At 63.2% G+C, this 22,215-nt stretch carries 18 protein-coding genes and 1 pseudogene; 4 read left to right on the top strand and 15 right to left on the bottom strand.

The window, feature by feature from the left end; translation table 11 throughout:
* Positions 1-31 precede the first annotated feature (31 nt).
* A complete protein-coding gene (vapC, locus tag P5W99_RS31940; RefSeq protein WP_027820332.1) occupies positions 32-436 on the bottom strand; it encodes a type II toxin-antitoxin system VapC family toxin in 405 nt (134 codons plus the stop codon).
* On the bottom strand, positions 433-741 hold the full coding sequence (locus P5W99_RS31935; RefSeq protein ID WP_434666315.1) for a type II toxin-antitoxin system VapB family antitoxin: 309 nt from the start codon (positions 739-741) through the stop codon (positions 433-435). Before P5W99_RS31935 ends, vapC begins: the two co-directional genes overlap by 4 nt.
* Positions 742-915: 174 nt before the next feature.
* On the opposite strand from P5W99_RS31935, the gene P5W99_RS31930 reads away from it, so the two are divergent.
* Together P5W99_RS31930 and P5W99_RS31925 are read left to right on the top strand one after the other, a co-directional pair.
* Entirely contained in the window at positions 916-1,908 is a 993-nt protein-coding gene (locus P5W99_RS31930; protein WP_434666312.1) for a DNA-binding protein, read from the top strand.
* Between the two features lie 178 nt (positions 1,909-2,086).
* On the top strand, positions 2,087-3,292 hold the full coding sequence (locus P5W99_RS31925; RefSeq protein ID WP_434666310.1) for a hypothetical protein: 1,206 nt from the start codon (positions 2,087-2,089) through the stop codon (positions 3,290-3,292).
* Positions 3,293-3,450: 158 nt separating this feature from the next.
* On the opposite strand, the pseudogene P5W99_RS31920 reads toward P5W99_RS31925, so the two are convergent.
* The 11 genes and pseudogenes from P5W99_RS31920 to P5W99_RS31870 all read right to left on the bottom strand — a co-directional run.
* A pseudogene (locus P5W99_RS31920) lies at positions 3,451-4,512 on the bottom strand (virulence factor); the annotation flags it as partial.
* Complete coding sequence (locus P5W99_RS31915) at positions 4,509-6,710, bottom strand: T6SS effector phospholipase Tle3 domain-containing protein (RefSeq protein ID WP_434666307.1); 2,202 nt, start codon at positions 6,708-6,710, stop codon at positions 4,509-4,511. The pseudogene P5W99_RS31920 and the gene P5W99_RS31915, both read right to left, overlap by 4 nt.
* Before the next feature lie 559 nt (positions 6,711-7,269).
* Complete coding sequence (locus P5W99_RS31910; protein ID WP_421028550.1) at positions 7,270-7,956, bottom strand: pyridoxamine 5'-phosphate oxidase family protein; 687 nt, start codon at positions 7,954-7,956, stop codon at positions 7,270-7,272.
* A 135-nt stretch (positions 7,957-8,091) separates the two neighbouring features.
* On the bottom strand, positions 8,092-9,132 hold the full coding sequence (locus P5W99_RS31905; protein WP_421028549.1) for a DNA-binding protein: 1,041 nt from the start codon (positions 9,130-9,132) through the stop codon (positions 8,092-8,094).
* Between the two features lie 81 nt (positions 9,133-9,213).
* On the bottom strand, positions 9,214-9,558 hold the full coding sequence (locus P5W99_RS31900; RefSeq protein WP_434666594.1) for a hypothetical protein: 345 nt from the start codon (positions 9,556-9,558) through the stop codon (positions 9,214-9,216).
* 82 nt (positions 9,559-9,640) lie between these two features.
* Positions 9,641-10,144, bottom strand: coding sequence for a DUF523 domain-containing protein (locus tag P5W99_RS31895; protein WP_421028548.1), 504 nt, complete (start codon positions 10,142-10,144; stop codon positions 9,641-9,643).
* Between the two features lie 19 nt (positions 10,145-10,163).
* A complete protein-coding gene (locus tag P5W99_RS31890; RefSeq protein ID WP_421028547.1) occupies positions 10,164-11,813 on the bottom strand; it encodes a fatty acid--CoA ligase in 1,650 nt (549 codons plus the stop codon).
* A 168-nt stretch (positions 11,814-11,981) separates the two neighbouring features.
* A complete protein-coding gene (bktB, locus tag P5W99_RS31885; RefSeq protein WP_434666303.1) occupies positions 11,982-13,169 on the bottom strand; it encodes a beta-ketothiolase BktB in 1,188 nt (395 codons plus the stop codon).
* A gap of 45 nt (positions 13,170-13,214) precedes the next feature.
* Entirely contained in the window at positions 13,215-14,888 is a 1,674-nt protein-coding gene (locus tag P5W99_RS31880) for an electron transfer flavoprotein-ubiquinone oxidoreductase (protein ID WP_421028545.1), read from the bottom strand.
* Between the two features lie 36 nt (positions 14,889-14,924).
* Positions 14,925-16,715 carry an acyl-CoA dehydrogenase gene (locus tag P5W99_RS31875; protein ID WP_421028544.1) on the bottom strand — a complete coding sequence of 597 codons (1,791 nt, stop codon included), beginning with the start codon at positions 16,713-16,715 and terminating at the stop codon, positions 14,925-14,927.
* A gap of 376 nt (positions 16,716-17,091) precedes the next feature.
* The gene (locus tag P5W99_RS31870) at positions 17,092-18,096 is read right to left on the bottom strand and encodes an AraC family transcriptional regulator (RefSeq protein WP_421028543.1); all 1,005 of its coding nucleotides are present in this window, start codon (positions 18,094-18,096) and stop codon (positions 17,092-17,094) included.
* A gap of 466 nt (positions 18,097-18,562) precedes the next feature.
* On the opposite strand from P5W99_RS31870, the gene P5W99_RS31865 reads away from it, so the two are divergent.
* On the top strand, positions 18,563-19,534 hold the full coding sequence (locus P5W99_RS31865; protein ID WP_434666298.1) for a serine hydrolase: 972 nt from the start codon (positions 18,563-18,565) through the stop codon (positions 19,532-19,534).
* A 158-nt stretch (positions 19,535-19,692) separates the two neighbouring features.
* On the top strand, positions 19,693-20,346 hold the full coding sequence (locus tag P5W99_RS31860; RefSeq protein ID WP_421028542.1) for a glutathione S-transferase family protein: 654 nt from the start codon (positions 19,693-19,695) through the stop codon (positions 20,344-20,346).
* On the opposite strand, the gene P5W99_RS31855 is transcribed toward P5W99_RS31860, so the two are convergent.
* On the bottom strand, positions 20,343-21,773 hold the full coding sequence (locus P5W99_RS31855; RefSeq protein ID WP_434666591.1) for an RNA polymerase sigma factor: 1,431 nt from the start codon (positions 21,771-21,773) through the stop codon (positions 20,343-20,345). The two genes, P5W99_RS31860 and P5W99_RS31855, sit on opposite strands and share 4 nt — an antisense overlap.
* Entirely contained in the window at positions 21,773-22,195 is a 423-nt protein-coding gene (locus tag P5W99_RS31850; protein WP_421028541.1) for a VOC family protein, read from the bottom strand. Before P5W99_RS31850 ends, P5W99_RS31855 begins: the two co-directional genes overlap by 1 nt.
* Positions 22,196-22,215: the final 20 nt, after the last annotated feature.

Raw genomic sequence — 22,215 nt, 5'->3', positions numbered from 1 at the left:
TCGTTTCTTGCTGTTTGCTGTCACCGGCACGTTAGTCGTCGCGCATTGCAGACTGAAGACCGAGGTGCTCGACGAACGGATCGAAATCCCGGTCGCTGAAGAGCAGCGGCGCACCGTTTTCAATGCACCACGTCGCGATTAGCGTATCGATGGTTTTGCGGATCGTTACGCCCTGCGCTCGCAAGATGCGGTAATTCCGGGCCGCCTGAATGGCGTTATCCGGCCCCACCAGCGAGACGACATCGAATCGCGTCGTCATCAGCTGCCGGGCAGTATTGAACGCCGACTCGGCGGCAAATCCCTGTAGCACCTCGGCGACGATCAGGTCGCCGGTGACCAGCACCTCCCGGCCCAGCAGGGCATCCAGTCGGCTGGCTTGGGGTGAAGCCAGCCCCCGGAAGTAGTCGATCCACACGCTTGAATCGACGAGTATCACTGGTCGCGCCTCATGGCATCCAGGTCGCCTTCCCACGGTAATTTGCCGCGGAACTGGCGAATCTGCTCCTGCTGCTTGAGCCGGATGATCGTTTTCAGGCCAAGCTCGACCGCTTCACGTTTGGTCCGGATGCCCGTTGCGGCAAGCGCTTCGGCCATCAACCGGTCGTCGATCTCGATATTGGTACGCATGGCGCGCCTCGTAAATGTGTATAAAACAATCGAATTATACACATCAAACGCTTGTGGTCCACGCTCCGGGTTGCGACATCCCAATTTGACCAGCAATCCCCCGGAGATCGTCAATTTCTATATTCCGTACCGGTTGTGCGGCGGAACAAGCCGGATTCGGACCATCACACTGAATAATCCGCCTTTATCGCAGGCCAGCAATACGAGGATCAGGCCACCCTTGACCGCGTCCACTGATACGTATATACATGGTACGTAATACAGTACGATATTCGAGCGAGGAAGCAGATGGCCCGCACCGGTCTTACGCGCATGGACGTGAAGCGCGCCCGCGACGCATTGCTCGCGCAGGGGCAGCACACATCGATCGACGCGATCCGTATCGAGCTCGGCAACACGGGCTCGAAAACCACGATCCACCGGTACCTGAAGGAACTGGAGGAAGATGAGGGCGCGTCACTCACACGCGCCGGGTCGCTCTCGGACGCGATCCAGGATCTGGTGGCCCGGCTCGCGGCCCGCCTGCATGAAGAAGCACAAGCCCTCGTCGACCAGCAGGCCGCTGCTGCGGCCGCGCAACAGCAGCAGGCGCAGTCCGAAATCGCAAGGCTCGGCGCTGAGCTGGCCACGGTGCGGGAGCAACTCACTGAAGCGACCGCCGCCCTTTCCGCGGAGCAGGAGGCGCACGCCGAGACTCGCGTGGCGCTGCATCAGCGCGACCTGGACGTCGAGCGGCTCACCCAGCAGGTACGCGACCAGACCGAGCGCCTTGCCGAGCAGGAAGGCTTCCGCCTGTCGCTTGAGGCCAAGCTCGTGCATGCGCGCGATTCCCTTGAGCACTTCCGTACGGCCGCGCGCGAGCAGCGTGAACAGGAAGCCCACCGACATGAGCAGCAGGTCCAGCAGGTCCAGGCTGAGCTACGTCAGGCGAACCAGACGGCCATCGTCCGGCAGAACGAGATCACACAGCTGAACCGGGACAACGCGCGGCTCGTCGCAGAAGCGACAGCCACGACCAGGCTCGCACGCGATCAGCAGGCACATGGCGAGGCGCTGCAGTCCGCCCTCAATCGTGAGCTCACCGATCGGGCGCGCGCCGAGGCCGAGCGCGACGCAGCGCAGGCGGCAGCCGATGCGCGGGCAGCCGAACTGCTCCAGGTAAGCGAGGCTCGCGACTCGCTCCGCGCGGACCTCACGAAGCTGGCCGCGCAGCTCGAAGCACAACAGCAGCTCCTGGTGGACTACCGCATGCGACTGGGCGGCGCGGACGCGGCTGGCTGAAAGCGCCGCATCGCGTGCCGAAAGGACGTCACGTCACAATGGCAACGTGCACGCGTTTCGGCGCTTGCCATGAAGCATTCTGGCTTTCACGTCGGCCCGGCGTTTCATGGCTCCGGCGGGTTGTGCACCAGCATATCCACCTTCTTCTCTTCCATGCGCTTCGCTACAGGAATCTGGCATGAGCGAATACCAATACTACGAGTTTGCATGCGTCGACCAACTGCTTACGGCGACCCAGCAGGCAGAGTTGCGCAGTTTCTCCACGCGGGCCACGATCACCGCCTCAAGCTTCGTCAACGAATATCACTGGGGAAATCTCAAGGGCGACCCGCTCGAATGGGTACAGCAATATTTCGATGCCCACGTCTACTCCTCCAACTGGGGCAGCTGCCGCCTGCTTCTTCGCCTGCCGCACGGGACGTTTGACGCGGCGACCATCCGCGACTACGTCAAGGCGGGACGAAAGAGGCGCTCCCGTTTCGAGAAAGCATTCGAGGCCATGGACGTCGATGACTGGTGCATCCTCGACTGGTCGTTCAACGATGACTCGGGCGAACACGCCCGCTTCTCGGAGGAGTTGGATGGTGCCGGGTGGATGACGCGCCTGCTGCCAGTACGCGACGAGCTGCTCGGCGGCGATACTCGCCCGCTTTATCTTGGGTGGCTTGCCCGACTCGGGAATGATGAGCTACACGGTGACGAAATCGAACCGCCGGTACCTGCGGGATTACAGGCGTTGACGCCCGCAAAGGTAGCACTGGCTGAGTTTCTGATGCTGGATGCGGATTGGCTCGCCGCCGCCGCCGAGGCCAGTCCGTCATTATTGGCCCCGGAATCCAGCGGGAGCGAAGACAGTCGCTTTGATCCCTGGTTACGTGAGTTGCCGGTTGAGGAAATGCGGGCGAAACTGCGCATGCTGCTACAAGGACGTAGCCGTGAAGCGGAGAGAACGCTTCGAAACGCCTTTCTCAAATGGGAGAAGGGTAGGAATGCAAAGCAATTGAATTTGCCCGGGCGCCGTCGAATATCCGAAATCGAATCAAGGGTCGCCTCTCATCGTGCCATCCGTGAAAGAAGGGAGCAGGAAGCACGCCAGGCGGACGAGGCCCGCCGTCGTAATGAGCGCACACGGCACCTCAAATCACTTCTCGAACAGGAAGACGCGGCGTGGTCAAGCATCGATGCACAACTGCGACGCACGACGGGCAGCGCCTACGATCAAGCATTCCAGAAGTTGCAGAATCTCGCCGAAGCGTATGAAAACGCCAGGCGGGATGCCGTATTCCGGCGTCGTCTGGCGCAATTGATGTCGAGTCATGGCAAGCGGGGAGCCTGGCTTGCCCGGCTGCAAAAAGCGGGGTATTTGTGGCAACCCAAGTCTTAGCCTCCCTGGCCTGACCTGCTGAAGCATTTCCGCAAATCTGGGATGAACTCTGAGCCCAGTTGGCCCGGTATATATGCTAATTTTCCGCGATTTGACCAAGGCATCATAACTTGGACGCCTATGATAGGAAATTGTGCTTACCTTGTTCGCCCCCCCGATACGTTCGCGTTGTGCGCGGCGGCGGCGATCGTGGCCTTCCATGCTTCGACCGCGCGCGTCGTGCCGGGCTTTCGTTCGAAGTCCTGTGCGTTGCCCGTGGCCGCGCGGCCGATCCAGGCGAGCGGGGCGCGTTCGGTCTTCATCTGCGGGCCGGCGAGGAACAGCAGCACCATGTTTTCGTTGAGCTGGCCGTCCTTTGGCGGAAAGCTCGGGGCGTCCCAGTTCATCACCCAGACGCTTTTGTCTGGGTTCGCCTGGAGGTAGTCCAGCGCGTTGTTCAGCGAGGTGAAGCCCGCGTTCGCACCGCCGGGGGTGACGTGCACGTCGGGAGGCGTGTCGCGGCTCCAGAGGCTTTTAGCTGACGGGTTCCCGATCTCGTAATTGTCAATGATTTCGTTACGCAAATAAGTTTGTGCCTCGGTTGGATCAAGGCGGGTGGGAATCGCGAATTCAACATGAATCCCTGCTAACTCCCGCCAGTCCTTTTTGCTGTCTGGCTTGACCGTGTAGAAATATTTCGCGTTCATCACGTAGCGTGTGCCGAACAAGCCAAGCAATTTGTCCACATACTTGTGATAGAAACCCTTGAAAGTTTCCTTGCCGTGATTGCCGTATGCGACCCCGGCCACCGACTGCAACGTGGTGAATGACTTCGGGTCTGTCCGCACCATGTCATCGTTCTTGTTCGGCTTGACGAGCCCCATGGTCCACAACACCTGCCACTCGGTCGGGTAGTCGCGCCGCTGCAGCGGATTGAGCCATTCGAGCCCGACAACCTGCACCATGAAGGGTTTGGCGGGATCCATCTGAGGTGTGCCGGTGTGGGATGAGGCGGCCCGGGCGGGCGTTGGCATCATGGCGGCCGTCGTGAATGCAAAGGTTGCAATGGCCAGCAGGACGGGTATGGCAACGAGTCGTTTCATCAACGCTCCTGTAGTTAATTCAGCGGCCGGCGGGTAGCCAACCTCCACGGTCAAATAAAGCATGAAGAGTGCGCCCAGCACCATTGCCAGCACGGCGAGCGCCAGTCTGCGCGGCCACGTCGAAATGAGCGCGCTCATGCCACAACTCCCAGATTCAAATAGAACTGGCCTTCGCGTTCGTCGACGATCTTCTCGGGCTTTTGAGCTTCACTGCCTGACGTGGCAATCCATTCGCTCAGGAATTGCCCCTCCATCTTTCCCCGCGTGAAGTATCTCGAATACCTCTTATTCGGATTCTCATCACTCATCCCTTCCCCCAGCCTCCAGTCCGCCTCGATCCTCAAGGCAGCCATCTGCTCCGGCGACAGGTAGCACAACCCAATCGCCACGTCATAAGCAAGCGCCTTTCGCGCATGCATCGGGTTCGTCATGATGGTCGAGTGGTTGGTCGGGTTGTTCGTCCGGCTGCCATCCAGGATCTCCGTAACCTGCTCGTTGCGCCACTGCGCGTACCCCTCGGGCAGGGCGCTCCTGCCGTCCTCGCCGATCACGTTGCCTTCGCCGTCGATCCACTGCGAATTGCCGTCCCTGCGCACGCGCATGCGCAGGATCGCGTGGTCCTCGTAGCGCTGTGACGCCTCGCTGCCGACGTCGCCGGCCGCTTCCTGGTCGGCTTGTTTGAGCTTGTAGCTGTCGTAGGGGTCGTCGGCGTTCCTGTCCTGCTTGTCCGCATTCCGGGCCGCGGCCAGCGGGTCGTTGCCCTCGTTGAAGTTGCTCGTGAATTCGCCATCGGTGACGTGAACTTCCTTGCCGTACCGCAGGGCCTGTGGCGCAAACGGCTCATCGAGCGGCGGCGCATCGGCCGTGACCGTCCAGCCCTTCGGCGGCTCGGCGTTGACCGGACACAGGCCGAAGGCTGACGTCGCCATCGTCACGAGATAAAGCATGGGCGCGGTAGCGGTCGTGCCGAGCTTCGCCACGTAGTTCTCGTTGGCGCTCCATGCATGCTTGATGCCGTATCTGGCCGGCGGCGAAGGCGGAAACCAGAACCCCGACGTCTTGCCCTCCCTGTAGCGCCAGTCGTTTTCCCAGTAGTGATAGTCAGCCTGTCTGCCGACCTCGAAGCCGCTTGCGAAGACGCGCTGGGTCAGCACCCCATGGGCGCCGACGTCGGCCAGTTCGTCGTTTGGCATCCCGTTGCGCGCGCGCGGCCCGCCTTGGGCGGGATCTTCAACGACGCGGCCCAGCCCGCGCCAGCCGATGCCCTGAACCGTGGCGGCGGAAATCACCTGGTCGTGCGGGCAGCAATACAGCGTCACCCGGCCATAGGTGTAGCCGTTCAGGCCGTGAGCCGTACGGTCTTCGCCGGCGGTGTAGGGCTTGCCGCCCGTCTCCGAGGTACGCGTGTTGGCCATGTCATCATCGACCTTGGCGGCCGGCATTTCGAATGCCGTGCGCGCGCGCATGATGTCGAAGAAGCTGCGCAGGGTCTGGGTGCGCGCCGCGTAGGTCTGCCGGCCGCCCCGGTTCCGGGCGTCGCGCATTTCGCGCTGGGACCAGTTCTCCAGGAAGGTGTCGGTGTTCGCCAGGCTGTAAGGTGGATTCGCGAGCACGTAGGCATCGGCGACGCAGCGTCCCGTGTTGCCCCACGGGTCCTGAACCTCCGGGAACGCGTCGCCGAAGAACGCAGCCGTGAGGCCCACCATGTTGCCCTGACTGTGGCAGACGATCGTGATCGGGACATTGGCCTGCATCCGGCGGATCGACTGCACCAGCCTGGCAAGACGTAACGCGGCCAGCACGCCATAGCCGCGCGGCGGCGTGCGATACAGGGGACGTTGCGTCGGATTCAGGGCCTGCACGGAGAGGAATCCGAAAATGCGGTCGTCGATGCCTTCGTGCCACAGGTCAGGCAAGCTGGTGCAGCCATTGGCGAATGGGCCGCCGCCCCAGTAGTCCTGCTCGTTCAGGAAGATTTTGTCGCCGTACTCCTTCAGTTCTTCCTTGTTGGCCTTGTAGCCCCAGCGGAAGTGGATGACCGGCGAGAACGACGGATCAGGCTTGATGTAGGTTCCGGCCCACAGCTTCGGATTGAGAAAGCCATCCGGCGTCAGGCTTTCGGTGTACGAGACGGGGGAAAGCTGCCCACCGACGACACCCCTGTGCGCCATCTGGTCGTCCAGCCTCGCGAGCCGGCGGTTGAGGCCCTGGCACAGCCCTTCCTCGGCGGCTTCGAACCATTCGCCCTCGGAGTTCACGCCGTGCACGAAAATGACGACGCCGGGCAAGGGCTGCTGCTTCACGCAGATCAGTTCGCTCGTAACATCGAAGACCATCGGACCTTGGCCCGAGCCCACGATTATGCGCGGTGGCAAATTCGGCGCCGGGGCCGTACCGGAATGGGAGGCGCCAGCGCCCGGCGATGGAGTGCCGGGTGTGTCTGGATTCAGGAATGAGTCAGTCATATTCAAACGATTTTCTTAATGATATGCAATGCAAAATAAAATAATTTTACTCAGCCAATGCAGTGGCAAGGAAATCGATGAATCCGGGGGATGCATCAAGACGACGCAAAACTTGAGACCGGATTTTCCAGATTTGAATACCGAAAAATATTGCGGCTTTTTTATGAAAAATTAAATCCGGAAAATGCTACAGCATGAGTTATTAATTGTTATTGATCTGGCGCACAGATCCACTTGCATCGGGTGACGCAAATTCAATGTGCGCTCATGCCATAAGTGCGGCGATCGTCGCAAGGCAAAGGGAAGGATGTGTGGAAAGTCGATGCGCGGCCACAATCGTAACAATGGGGGCTCAAGCTTCACCGCGACTCGAAATCGGTTGCTCTAAGGCGGCACGCCCTATCGCCGCCATCCAGCATCGAACACAGCGCTAGTCTTGCTTTCCCGTGCGACGCGTCCACGCGGTCACATAGTCAGGCACGACAGCCCCAGGCCGCATGCCGTCAGGCTCTGGCGCGAGCGGCGTGAGCGCCAACGGCAGTACACCCGCCCAGACGGCGCGGCCGAGATCCGCTTCATCATCCTTCGGCCCACCCGTGCGGATCTTCGCGGCCGCTTCGTCGAGCGGCAGACGCAGCACTGTCGTGGCGGCCAATTCGTTGCGGTCACTGGCACGCACCTCGCGTGCGCGGCCCCGCGCAATATGGTCGAGAAAGGCATCGAGCGCGGCGGCCTTGCGATCGGCCTCGACCACTTCGAACGCGCCGTAAATCATCGCCGAACGGTAATTCATCGAGTGATGAAACGCCGAGCGCGCGAGCACGAGGCCATCGAGGTGCGTGATCGTCACGCAGACCTGCGCGCCGTCGGCCGCGAGCCGCAGCATGCGGCTGCCATTGGAGCCGTGGATGTAGAGATGATCGCCCTCGCGCCAGCATGCCGTGGGAATGCAGTGCACGCCGTGCTCGTCGGCAAACGCAACATGGCATACGTAGGCCGCGTCGACAATTGCATAAAGCGTGTCGCGATCGTAGTTCGCGCGCTCGGCAATGCGGCGCACCCGCGTACGCGGCGACGGTGCCTTGCCATTGGCAGAAACGGTATCGGTTTCGGACATCCTCGGCATCTCCTCGATCATGTTCAGATGCCGATTACGTTAGCGACACGGTGGCTCCAAGGGTAGACCCAGCACTGCGTATTCGTCTGGGGCCACGATACGAACCCGGCCCAAGTCGCATCTGCGGTGCAAGAGTCACTTTCTCGCGATCGCCTTGCGCGCGGGACGCAGCGGCTTCGCCGGGGTATCCGCGGAGCGCCCCGTGCGCCGCTTTACGCGCTGGGCCGGCGCGGCACCCGTTGCCGCGCCCGTGCCACTGCCCTCACCCACCTTCTTGCGCAACGCATCGAGTTCGCGCTTCTGCGCCGCATGCTCCGCGCGCAGCGTCTCCAGGCGCCCTTCCTGCATGCCTGCCTGATGGCGCAAATCACCAAGCTGTCCCTGCAGGGATTGAATCTGCGCCCGCGCACTTTCTTCGGCCCGCGCAGTGCGCTTGCTCGACGCCTCGATGTCACGCTGCAGGCGCGCATTGGCCGCGCGCTCGCGCTCGATTTCGAGCAGCGCGCGCTTTTCTGCGGCCTGCAAGCGGGTCTCGGCCAACTCCGCTCCAGCACGAAGCTTGTCAAGCTCGACCGCGAAATCGGCGCGCGCCTGCGCGAGCGCACCATCGCGCTCGCGGCCGTCCTGCTGCAGCCGCTCTACTTCGCGCTCCAGCGCATTGCGAGTGGCGGCGGCAGCGGCCTGCGCCTGCTCCAGCTCCTGAATGCGCACCTGTGCCGCGAGCAATGCACTCGTGCGTTGCTCGAGTGCCGTCTCGGTGCGTGCGAGATCGCCCTCCATGGCGGTAACGGATGCCTGGGCCGCCAGGCGCGCCTGCTCGACCTCGACTCGCAGCGCCTCCAGCGCATCTTGCGCGGCTGCCGTGGCACGCGTCCAGAGCGCGGCCACGAGTTCGCCCGCCGCGCCCTGCAAATCTTCGGGCAAGTCCGCATGCTCGATGCGCACGCGGCTTTTCTCACGCAATTCCGCCCAGAATTCAGAAAGCACCGCCGTGGGCGTGCCCATGCTGCCCCGCCGCACCAGCTGATAAAGCCGGTTGGCGGTAGGTGTGACGCCGAAGCGAAAGAACAGCAGCGCGCACACTTCACGATACAGCTCGCGGGTTTTGGGAAATTCGCTCTTGAGCCGCTCGATTTCGGCGGCGAGACGGACTTCATCGAGAGTGGCGTCGGACATGGCGAGCAGGGGCAGGATCGATTCGATTATCAATAATACAACGTAAAACGTTGAATTCCTACTCCTTGCCGGCGAGCGACATCAAGTCTTTGGAAGATCAGGGTCTGCGTGTATCAATGTCGCCAGCTTTTGCCGCTCCAGCGCGACGTCATCCACGCCGGATGCTGGCCAATCCAGCGCCACGCCGTTGGCGAGCGAGTCGCGGACCAGCGTCTGGTACTGCCAGTCGCTGATCCGGCCATGGTCCATTGCGTCGGAGATTTCACGCCGGAGCGCAACCGGAAAGCTCGTATATGCACGCGACAACGCCGCGTACTGCCTTGCATCGACTTCCTTCGAGGATGGCACCGCAGTCCAGATAACGACTGCCACAATTGCTGTGAACGGGATTGCGGTGTAGCGAAGAATGAATTTAACGGGTGTCATGAGGCGCCAGGTGATCTCATTGCGAGCGATGATTGTATTCGCCCCGAGATCGGCACCAATTACGCCTGGCTGAGTTTGGGAATCAGCCTTTGCGATCCAGCCGCGCACTGAGCGCGTCGATTTCCGAATCCGCGAAGACTTCGATGCCGTGCTGGCGCAACAGCGCAGCCGTCACCCCGGCCCCGGCGCGGCGCTGGCCCGAGAAACTCCCGTCGTAGATGACGCTGCTGCCGCACGATGGACTGCCGTCGATCAGCAATGCGAAGCGGCAATCGTGTTCGCGCGCGAGTTGCAGCGCCGCCCGCGCACCGGCCAGAAAAAGCGCGGTGACATCGACGCCCGCGATATCGACCACGCGGGCCGCGCCCGCAAGAACCGTTTCGCCCGACTCCGCGCGGGCAATTTCGGCGGCCCGACGAGGCACGCCGAATCCCCCGCTCAACTCGGGACAGACAGACACGATGCGTCCCTCGCGCCGCCAGGCATCGAGCGCCGGATGGACAAGCGCTTTAGCCGCGCCGTCATAACGAACCGGACTGCCGAGCAGGCACGCGCTTATCAGGATTTTTGAATCATCGCGGGTCATCGCGGACGAAGCCGTCACCTCAGTCGAAGTTCTCGCGCAGCCACTTCTTGTTCATCTTGCCCACGCTGGTCTTCTCCAGCGCGTCGACGAACTTGACGACTTCCGGCACCGCATACTTCGAGATCTGTCCGGTTTCGCTGAAGCGCAGGACATGCTGCTTGATTTCGTCTTCGCTCACCGGCTCGCCGTACCCGGGACGCAGCACGACCACGGCCGCCGGGCGCTCGCCCCACTTCTCGTTCTTGATGCCGATGACAGCCACTTCGGCCACGGCGGGATGCTGCGAGATCAGGCTCTCGATCTCCAGCGACGAAACCCACTCGCCACCCGACTTGATGACGTCCTTGATGCGGTCCGTGATCTGCAGATAGCCGTCCGTGCCGATGCGCGCCACATCCTGCGTATGCAGATAGCCACCCTCCCACAACTGCGCGGAGGCTTCGGGATTGTGCAGATAACCCTGCGTGAGCCAGGGCGCGCGCACGACCACTTCGCCGCTCGCCACGCCGTCGTGCGGGAGATCCTGCATTTCGTCGTCGACGATGCGCAGGTCCACGAGCGGCACTGGCAGACCGGTGCGGCAGCGCAGACTGACTTCCTCATCGATGTCGCGCGGCTCGGCGCTCGGCTTCAACTGCGCGAGCGTGAGTAACGGACACGTCTCGGACATGCCGTAACCCGTGAAGACGTCGATGCCGCGCTCCAGTGCGGTACGCGCGAGACCATGCGGCAGCGCCCCGCCACCGATCACGACCGTCCATTTGCTGAAGTCGGCGGTCTTGGCCTGCGGGCAGCTCAGTAGCATGTGCAAAATCGTGCCCACGCAATGCGAGAAGGTGACGCCTTCTTCGCGCATCAGCTCGACGATCCGGTCCGGCACATAACGGCCCGGGTACACCTGCTTCACGCCCATCACGGTCGCGATGTACGGCATGCCCCATGCGTGCACATGGAACATCGGCGTGAGCGGCATGTACACATCGCCGCGATGGAAGCGCTGGCCCGACGCAGGGCTCGCCAGCGCCGCCATCCCCGTGATGGTGTGCAGCACCAGTTGCCGATGCGAAAAATACACGCCTTTGGGCAGGCCCGTGGTGCCCGTGGTGTAGAACGTCGTGGCGCGCGTGTTCTCGTCGAAATCGGGGAAGTCGAAGTGCGTGCCGCTGGTCGCGAGCAGATGCTCGTATTCATCGGCGAATTCAATCCCGGACGAGGCCGCCGCATTGCCTTCGTCGTCGATCAGCACGATCGCGCGCACGTGTTCGAGCTTGTCGCGAATCGACGCCAGCACCGGCAGAAAATCCGCGTTGACGAGCAGCACCTGGGCGCCCGCATGGTTGATCGTGTAGGTGATCTCAGCCGGCGAGAGACGGATGTTTACCGTTTGCAGCACGGCGCCCATCATCGGCACTGCAAAATAACACTCCAGATAGCGATGGCTGTCCCAGTCCATCACCCCGACCGTGGTGCCATGCTCCACGCCAAGCCGTTGCAGGCCGTTCGCGAGTCGCGCGATGCGCTCCCGGAGCTGGGTGTAGGTCATGCGGACCTTGCCCCGGTAGACGATCTCCTGATTCGGCGCGTGTGCCATCGGCGTGCGCAGCAGATGCTTGATCAAGAGAGGGTAGGCATAAGCCGATGACATTGCTTCGCTAGCCGGGTCGTACATGGCAGTCCCTAACAGTCGGTGTATCAATTACAAGTGACAACTACAAAGGCGCGCCGCGTTCGATTCACGAGGCGCGCCGGCACTATCGATGCGTTTTCGAGCCTTGAGCAGGCTTTCTTCGAGTCCTTATCGAACCCGTATCAATCCGCATCGAACCCGCATCGAACCTCAAGCGAGGTTCTCGAAGATCGCCGCAATGCCCTGGCCGCCGCCGATGCACATCGTCACCAGCGCATAGCGGCCGCCGATGCGCTGCAACTCGTGCAGCGCCTTCACGGTGATGAGCGCACCGGTCGCGCCGATCGGATGGCCAAGCGAGATACCCGAGCCGTTCGGGTTGACCTTGGCGGGATCGAGACCGAGTTCCTGCGTAACCGCGCACGCCTGGGCCGCGAAGGCTTCGTTGGATTCGATCACGTCGAGGTCTTCGACGCGCAGGCCCGCGCGCTGCAGCGCGAGGCGCGAGGCCGGCACAGGGCCGATGCCCATGTGCAGCGGATCGACGCCGGCGTGCCCGTAGGCCACGAGTCGCGCCATCGGCTTGACGCCGCGCTGCTCGGCCGCTTCGCGCGACATCAGCAGCACGGCTGCGGCCGCGTCGTTGATGCCCGAGGCGTTGCCGGCCGTCACGGTGCCGTTCTCCTTCGCGAAGACAGGCTTGAGCTTCGAGAAGTCTTCGATCGTTGCGTCGGTGCGCAGATGTTCGTCCGTGTCGAAAACGACTTCACGCCCCCTCACCTTCTGCGTGACGGGCACGATCTGGCTTTTGAACCGCCCCTGTGCAATCGCGCGCGCCGCGCGATGGTGTGATTCGAGCGCCAGCGCATCCTGACGCTCGCGCGAAATGTCGAACTTGCGCGCGACGTTTTCGGCGGTCACGCCCATGTGCACCGTATTGAACGGGTCATGGAGCGCGCCGAGCATCATGTCGATGAAACGCGCATCACCCATGCGTGCGCCAAAGCGCATGTCGGGTGCGATATACGGCGCGCGGCTCATGTTCTCCGCGCCCGCGCCGATCGCGACATCGGCGTCGCCCAGCAGAATGGTCTGCGCAGCCGAAACGATCGCCTGCAAGCCCGATCCGCAGAGGCGGTTGACGTTGAAGGCCGGCGTCGAATCGGGAATGCCCGCGTTGATGGCCGCGACGCGCGAAAGATAAAGATCCTTCGGCTCGGTGGTAATCACATTGCCGAACACCACATGGCCCACGTCTTCGGGCTTGACCTCGCTGCGCGCGAGCAGCTCGCGCAGCACGATCGCGCCGAGCTCGGTGGGCGCGAAATCCTTCAGGCTGCCACCGAATTTGCCGATTGCGGTTCGCACACCGCCTACTACCACGACTTCTTTGCTCATTTCCGCTCCTTGCTCATTGTCTCGCTCGCGATTGCGCCGCGTGCATCACATGTTCGGATAATTGGGGCCGCCGCCGCCCTCGGGCGTGACCCACACGATGTTCTGCGTCGGATCCTTGATGTCGCAGGTTTTACAGTGTACGCAGTTTTGCGCATTAATCTGCAGGCGGTCATCGTCCGAATCGTCCTTGACGAATTCATAGACGCCTGCTGGACAGAAGCGCGATTCGGGACCCGCGTAAGTTTTAAGGTTGATGCCCACCGGAACGGTGATGTCCTTCAGCGTGAGGTGGGCCGGCTGGTTCTCTTCGTGATTCGTATTGGAAATGAACACCGAAGACAGGCGATCGAACGTGAGCTTGCCATCGGGCTTCGGATACTCGATCGGCTTGCACTGCGACGCCGGCTTGAGCATCTCGTGATCGCGGTGCTGGTGATGCAGCGTCCATGGCACATTGCCGCCCATGAGCTTCTGCTCGATGCCCACCATCAGCGTGCCCAGGTACAGGCCCTTGCTCATCCACTGCTTGAAGTTGCGCGCCTTGTACAGTTCCGTGTAGAGCCACGACTGCTTGAACGCTTCCGGATAGGCGGCAAGTTCATCGCTCTGGCGGCCAGCCTGTACGGCATCGAACGCCGCTTCAGCCGCGAGCATGCCGGTCTTGATCGCCGCATGGCTGCCCTTGATGCGCGCAGCGTTCAGGAAGCCCGCGTCGTCGCCCACCAAAGCGCCGCCCGGGAACACCAGCTTCGGCAGCGACATCAGCCCGCCCGCCGTCATTGCACGCGCGCCATACGAAACGCGCTTGCCGCCTTCCAGATACTTGCGGATCGCCGGATGCGTCTTGTAGCGCTGGAATTCCTCGAACGGCGAGAGGTACGGATTCTGGTACGCGAGGCCGACGACGAAACCCACCATCACCTGGTTATTGTCGGTGTGGTAGAGGAACGAGCCACCGTACGTGTCTTTTTCGAGCGGCCAGCCCGCCGTGTGAATCACGAGGCCTGGCTTGTGCCTGGCCGGATCGATCTCCCACAGCTCCTTGATGCCGATGCCATACACCTGCGGATCCGCGTCCTTGCCGAGCTTGAAATGCTCGTTCAGTTGACGGCCCAGGTGACCGCGGCAACCCTCGCAGAACAGCGTGTACTTCGCGTGCAACTCCATGCCGAGCTGGAAAATCTCGGTAGGCTCGCCATCCTTGCCGACGCCCATGTTGCCGGTGGCCACGCCCTTGACCGAGCCATCGTCGTTGTAGAGCACTTCGGCGGCCGGGAAACCCGGAAAGATTTCCACGCCCAGCGCCTCGGCCATTGTCCCAAGCCAGCGCGTGACGTTCGCAAGGCTGATCACATAGTTGCCGTGGTTCTTGAAGTTGTCCGGCAGCGCCCAGTTGGGCACCGTTTTCGCGCTGGTTTCCGAAAGGAAAAGAAATTGATCTTCGGTAACGGGCACGTTCAGCGGCGCACCTTGCTCTTTCCAGTCGGGAATGAGCTCGCCGATGGCGCGCGGATCCATGACCGCGCCCGAGAGGATATGCGCCCCGATCTCCGAGCCTTTTTCCAGCACGCATACGCCGATCTCAGCGCCTTTTTCTGCTGCCAGCTGTTTCAGGCGGATCGCTGCGGACAGGCCTGCCGGGCCGCCGCCCACGATCACCACGTCGTATTCCATCGACTCGCGTGGGCCGTATTGTGCGATCAAATCGTTCGTATTCATGCTGCGTTTCCCGTTTCGGCCGGCATCAGGCCGGTATCAGAACTGTTCTTCCGTGAGCGCCAGCACGCCTTGCGCGCCGCGCGCACCCAGCACTGCCGTCGCGAGGCCATTGGCCTGCGAGAGAACATGGTCGGCATAGAACTGCGCCAAGGCGATCTTCGCGCCGTAGAACGACGGATCGTCGGCGAGATTGCGCTGCGCCGCGAGCAGCGCGCGCGCTTGCTGCCAGCCGCACAGCACGATGCCCGCGAGTTTCAGATAGGGAACGCTGCCCATGAACGTACCGTTCGGATCGCGCTTGACGTTCTCGATCATGAAGTCGACGACACGCGAGAGCGCCTGTGCGCCTTGTTCAAGTTGTACGCGCATCGAAGCGGCTTCCGCGCCATCGGCCTGGGCGAGCGACTCGATCGTCTTCGCGACTTCGCCGAGCAGCGCCTTCGCAACCGCGCCGCGGTCACGCACCGTCTTGCGGCCGATCAGGTCGTTTGCCTGGATCGCCGTCGTGCCTTCGTAGATCGCGAGAATGCGTGCGTCGCGATAGTGCTGAGCCGCGCCCGTTTCCTCGATGAAGCCCATGCCGCCATGCACCTGCACGCCGAGGCTCGTAACCTCGTTGGCCATCTCGGTGCTCCAGCCCTTCACGATCGGCACGAGGAATTCGTAGATCGCTTGATGACGCTCGCGCACGGCTTCGTCCGGATGACGATGCGCGATATCGCAGTGACCTGCCGCGACATAGGCGAGCGCACGCGCGCCCTCGGTCATCGAACGCATGGTGGCGAGCATGCGGCGCACGTCGGGGTGCTGCACGATGGTCACCGACTGCTTCGCCGAGCCATCCACCGGGCGGCTCTGCACGCGTTCCTTGGCGAACGCCGCTGCCTGCTGGTACGCACGCTCGGCAATCGCCACGCCCTGCGTGCCCACGCCGAAGCGCGCTGCATTCATCATCACGAACATGTACTCGAGGCCGCGGTTCTCTTCGCCCACGAGATAGCCGATCGCGCCGCCGTTGTCGCCGTACTGGAGCACGGCCGTCGGGCTCGCCTTGATGCCGAGCTTGTGTTCGATCGACACGCAATGCACGTCATTGCGCGCCCCGAGGCTGCCGTCTTCGTTGACGAGAAACTTCGGCACGATGAAAAGCGAAATGCCCTTCACGCCTTCGGGTGCATTCGGCACGCGCGCCAGCACGAGGTGGACGATGTTCTTCGCCATGTCGTGCTCGCCCCACGTGATGAAAATCTTCGTGCCGAACACGCGGTACGAACCATCGGCCTGCGGCTCGGCACGCGAGCGCACGAGGGCGAGGTCGGAGCCGGCCTGCGGCTCGGTCAGGTTCATCGTGCCGGTCCATTCGCCCGAAATGAGCTTCGGCACGTAGCGGGCCTTTTGCTCTTCGGTGCCGGCGGTCAGCAGCGCCTCGATCGCACCGTCGGTCAGCAGCGGGCACAGGGCGAACGACAGGTTCGCGGCGTTGACCATTTCGTTGCAGGGCGTGCCGATGAGCTTCGGCAGCTCCTGGCCGCCGAACTCGGCGGGGTGTTGCAAACCTTGCCAGCCGCCTTCGGCGAACTGCTCGAACGCGGCCTTGAAGCCCGGCGAGGCCGTGACTTCGCCGTCATGCCAGCTGCTCGGCGTACGGTCGCCTTCCACGTTCAACGGCGCGAGCACTTCCCCGCACAGCTTCGCAGCCTCCTCCAACACCGCCTGGGCGGTGTCGAATCCGGCATCCTCGAAGCCGGGCAAGGTGGAAACTTCGTCGATGCCGGCCAATTCTTTCAGCACGAACAGCATGTCTTTGACGGGGGCGGTAAAGCTCATGGCGAACCTCTTTTCACGCGTGGATCTCGGGAGCCGCGGCGCGGGCTGGCTGCGGAGCCGGCGCACCTGGGGCGATGTCGATGGATCGTAGCCCCAAAACCCGCCCGCGAAACTGTCCAAACCGGCCCATCTAGTGACAAATCTTGCCACGGCTTGCCGGAATTCGACGAGAGGCTCGGGTGACCAGGGTTGAACCTGGTGCCTTCGGCGCACGCGCCCCCCTTACGGCGGGGGGCCGCTTCCGGCGTGAAATCCGCCTGGAAATCGTGCTGGGGAACAGAACCGGGTCAGGTGCGGATCGCGTGCAAAACTGGACACATCGGACAGTCAAGCAGCAGGAATCACACCCGGGATCGCTCGAACCGGGACGCGCTGCTCAGGGCCGCCCGCGATAAGTGCCGGGCGTGCTGCCGGTCCAGTGGCGAAAGGCACGATGAAAGGCGCTGGGGTCGTCGAAGCCGATGTCGGCGCCGATTGCGGCGATGGTGTCCTGCGTATCGGTGAGGCGCTGGATCGCCACGTCGCGCCGCAGATCGTCCTTGAGCATCTGAAACGACGTGTCTTCGGAGGCGAGCCGCCGGCACAGCGTGCGCACCGAGCAATGCAAATGCATGGACGCCGCCTCGATGGTCGGCAGATCGGGCAGCGTGCTGGCCAGATACTGGCGCACCTGATGGCTCACGAGTTGCTCGCTGAACGACTCGAAAATCCACTCGCCGGGCGAGCGCTCGAGAAATTGCCTGAGATTGCGCTTGCTCTGCCGGATCGGCATGTCGAGGTAGGCGGCGCTGAAGCGGAACAGCGCGGTCTCGCAGCCAAAACGCACCGGGCAGGAGAAGAAGTAGCGGTGATCGAGCGCGTGAGGCTGCCGCGCACAGGCCAGTTCGACTTGCAGCAGCGGGATCTTCTGGCCGATCAACCAGGACGACACACCGTGCACCAGCTTGAGCATCAACTCCTGGCCGAGCGGACCGATCGGCCCGAACGCGGCATGCGGGCGCAACTCCACCTGAGCCACGAGTTCGCTGCGGCGCGATTCGAGCCGGAAGTCGTCGAGCACGATATGGAAGAACTGGCCGAAGCGATGCAGCGCCGTCTCGAGGTTGCGTGCATCCAGCAGGCTCAGGCAGAGGAATTTCAGTGTGCCGCTGCGAAACGGGCGGCTGAAGATGCCCGGCATTTCGTCGTCGAGTTCGATGGCGAGCAGGCGGTAGAGCGTGGAGAACTGCTCCTCCGTCACGCGCGCGCCGAGTTCGTCGAGCAGTTCCGCAGGAATGCCCGCCTGTTCCAGATAGTGGCCAACGACTTCCGGCCGCGCCTGGGCGGCAGCAAGAAAACCGCGTACGAGGGAAATGGGAACTGTCGAGCCCGTGAGTTGCATGCGTGGGTAAGCGGCCAGGCGGCCGGAACAGAATTGTCTTGTTAGGAGCGCTGCTACGCAAACCAGCATGATACTTCCGAACCGCGTCTCGCCATCGAGCCCGCTGCCATGGGTGACGCTGCATCACGAATCGTTGCACGGCCACAAACTACACCGCGCAGCAACGTGCCTGTACCATGGAGGCCTCGCGCACACCGTGGCGCGGACTCGTACCTCCAGGTCCCGATTCCATTCGGTGCGAAATTCACGCCCGAAACTCGCCTGGATATTCAGCCCATCCGAACTCAAGCTTCAACTGCGTCCGCCGGTGATTTCCCTTTCTCGACTCCCATTGGTTCTCTGTGCCCTGCTCATTGCGAGCCTGACCGCAACCGCCGCCTTCGCCACCACGCCACAGCGGCATCACACCGAAATGCGCGCGCACGCGCCCGTTAAAAAGAAAAAAATCACGCGCAAGCGGCGCTCCGTGCAACGCACTTCGCCGGCCTTGGCGAGCGGCGAAGCGTCCGATGCGAAACGCCGCGCAAAGCGGCCAAAGGTAAAAGCCGCGCCGCATACATCGCGTCCGCCGCGCGCAGCAAAGAGCAGGCACGCGGCACGCGCGACACCCGGGGGCACGACCGGCACAACCAGCACAACCAGCACGGCCGGCCCGCGCCTGCTCACGCGCTGCGGCTTCACGCCGGCCTCGCGCAGAAAGCTCTTCTCACGCTCGGTCTATGTCGTCGATGAAAAAACGCGCACGCCGCTCTACGCGCGCAACGCCGACGCCGTCGCCCCCATCGCATCGGTCTCGAAGCTGATGACCGCCGTGGTTTGGCTCGATCAGCACGACACGCCGCTGGCACGCCACATTGCCGTGACCGACGCCGACCTCGACACGCTCAAGTTCACCCATTCGCGGCTCCCGGTGGGCTCGAGCCTCTCGCGTGCCGACATGCTCCATATCGCACTAATGTCCTCGGAGAACCGCGCGGCAGCGGCGCTTTCCCGCGACTATCCGGGCGGGCGCCCCGCGTTCGTAGCAGCAATGAACGCCAAAGCGCGCAAGCTCGGCATGCCGCACACGCATTTCGTCAACGCTTCGGGCCTCTCGCCGCACAACGTCTCCACCGCGCGCGAGCTTGCGCGGCTCGTGCGTGCCGCCAACGGCTATCCGCTGATCCGCCGCTACTCGACCGACAAACAGCAACTCGTATTCACCGACCCCGGAAAACTCCTGTACGTGAACACGAACCGCCTCGTGCGCTACGAGCGCGTCCAGGCGAGCCTGCAGAAAACAGGCTTCATCAACGAGTCGGGGCACAACATGGTCATGCGCGTGATGGTGCACGGGCGGCGCCCCGTGATTGTCGTCATGCTCGACAGCGCGAGCGCCGAAGGCTCGCGCCTCGACGGCATGCGCATCGCGCATTGGCTCAATTGCTCGCTGCGCTGAGGCCGGCGAGGCTCGCTTGAAGCGATGCCCTCAGCAACGCACCACGTCCACGCCGCTCGCGCCCTTGCCAACGAATTAGTGGCCGCTTGCGTACAGCACGCCGGTTTGCTGCTACGCTGCCGATGGCATAACCCAAGGGCGCACCCCGGAGGACCATCATGAGCACGGAATACAAGCTGCACTGCTTTGCGCAATCGGGCAGCGCGTACAAGGTGGCGCTGATGCTCGCCTGCTCGGGCGTCGACTGGGAACCGGTGTTCGTCGACTTTTTCCACGGGCAAACGCGCGGCGCGGACTGGCGCGCAAGCACCAATGAAATGGGTGAAGTGCCCGTTCTCGAACATGCCGGCAACACGCTGACGCAATCGGGCGTGATTCTCGACTACCTCGCCGATCGCCTCGGAACATTCGCCGCGCGCAGCGAGCACGAGCGGCGCGAAATCTTGCGGTGGATCCTGTTCGATAACCACAAGTTCACCAGCTATATCGCCACCTATCGCTACTTCCGCTCGTTCGCGACAACTCCGCAGCACCCCGAAGTCCAGAAGTTCTTGAAGGGCCGGGCCGAGGCCGCGTACTCGATTGTCGAAACCCATCTCGCGGGGAACGAGTATATGGTGGGGGAACGGCCCACCATCGCCGATCTCTCGCTCGCCGGATACGTGTTCTATCCAGCCGAAGAAACGGGCTTCGATCTTCCCGCCGCTTATCCGAACATCGCGCGCTGGGCGCAGCGAATCGCGCATCTGCCCGGCTGGAAGGCCCCCTATGAACTGATGCCAGGCGAGCGCATTGCGCCGCGCAATGTTTAGGTGCGTGTTTTGAAATTCCGGTCCTGGCCGTTCACGTTCGGCTGATCGGTTGGTGCCGTTGCGGCCCGCTCGAGCAGCACCTCGCGGTCGCGCGCATTCTGCGTGAGCGCGGCGGCGCGCTCGAACTCGGCGCGCGCCTCATCGGCGCGGCCCAACTTCGCAAGCAGATCGCCGCGCGTGGCAGGCAGCCAGGGGTATTGGCGCAAGGCCGGCTCCTCGCATAACTCATCGACGATGTCGAGCGCCGCTTGTGGCCCCTGCGCCATGCTCACCGCCACGGCGCGATTGAGCTGCACCACGGGAGACGGAGCGATGCGCAGCAATGCATCGTAGAGCGAAACGATGCGCGCCCAGTCGGTTTCCTGCGTGCTCGGCGCACGCGCATGACACGCGGCGAGCGCGGCTTGCAGCGCATACGACCCAAGTGCCGCGTCGGCCTCTCGCTGCGCAGATCCCGCATCTGGCTTAGCGCCGGGCCGCGGTGCGGATCGCTCCCCCGCCAACCTCGCACATTGTTCGGCGCGCGCCAGCGCGGCAAGGCCGCGGCGGATCAGCAGCGTATCCCAGCGCGCGCGGTTCTGGTCGGCGAGCAGCACCGCGCGGCCTTGCCGGTCCACGCGCGCAGGCAATCGCGACGCCTGCAATTCCAGCAGTGCGGCAAGCCCATGCGCTTCAGACTCCTCGGGCGCCAGCTCGGCAAGCATGCGGGCGAGGCGCAGCGCTTCTTCACAAAGCGCCGGCCGCATCCAGTCCGTACCCGCCGTCGCTGCATAACCCTCATTGAAAATCAAATAGATGACTTCGAACACCGAAGCAAGCCGCGCCGTGCGCGCGGCCTTGTCCGGCACTTCGAACGGCACGTTTGCCTCCGCCAGCGTGCGCTTCGCGCGCACGATGCGCTGCGCGACGGTGGCCTCGGCCACGAGAAACGCGCGCGCGATCTCGGCCGTGGTCAGCCCGCCCAGGAGCCGCAAGGTGAGCGCCACACGCCCCTCGCGTGGCAGCACCGGATGACTGGCCACGAACAATAACCGCAGCAGGTCGTCGCCGATGTCGTCTTCGCGCGCGGCGTCCAGCGCATCGACGAAATCAGGCGCGAAGTGCGCTTCGAGCGCTTCGAGATCGGCGCCCAGCGCTTCGTGCGCGCGCGCATGCGAGGCGGCCCGCCGCAAGCGGTCGAGCGCGCGGTGCTTCGCTGCCGTCATGAGCCAGGCTCCCGGGTTGGCGGGGATGCCGCTCGCAGGCCAGCTTTCGAGCGCCGCGAGCAGCGCGTCCTGCGCGGCATCCTCGGCGAGCCCCACGTCGCCGAGCAGGCGCGCGGCATGGGCAATCACCCTGGCCGATTCGATGCGCCAGACCGCGGCAATCGCGCGGTGCGTCGCCGCCTGGCCGGCTGCTTCGTCATGCTCGCGGCGCGCCTCGCGCATCACGAACCGTGCGCGCCTTTCTCGACCGCTTCCGGCGACATGTACATGAGCTCCCAGATATGGCCGTCGGGGTCTTCGAAGCTGCGGCCATACATGGCATCGCCGCAATCCATGGGCGGGCGCTTCGAGCTGCCGCCCGCCGCCAGCGCCTTCTCCACGAGCGCGTTCACTTCGTCGCGCGACTCGCACGAAAGACACACGAGCACTTCGGTCTGCTCGCGCGCATCGACGAGCGCCTTGTCAGTGAAGCCGCGCATGAAGTCGGTGGTGAGCAGCATCGCGAAGATGTTCTCGCCGATCACCATGCAGGCAGCCTTGTCGTTGGTGAATTTAGGCTCGAACGTAAAGCCAACCTTGCCGAAGAAGTCCATCGAGCGCTTCAGGTCGCGCACGCCCAGATTGACGAAAATATGCTTGTGCATGATGGTTTCCTTTATCGATA

It is taken from the genome of Paraburkholderia sp. A3BS-1L (genome assembly GCF_051125215.1).
Lineage (GTDB): Bacteria > Pseudomonadota > Gammaproteobacteria > Burkholderiales > Burkholderiaceae > Paraburkholderia.
This window is presented reverse-complemented; position numbering and strand designations above follow the sequence as displayed.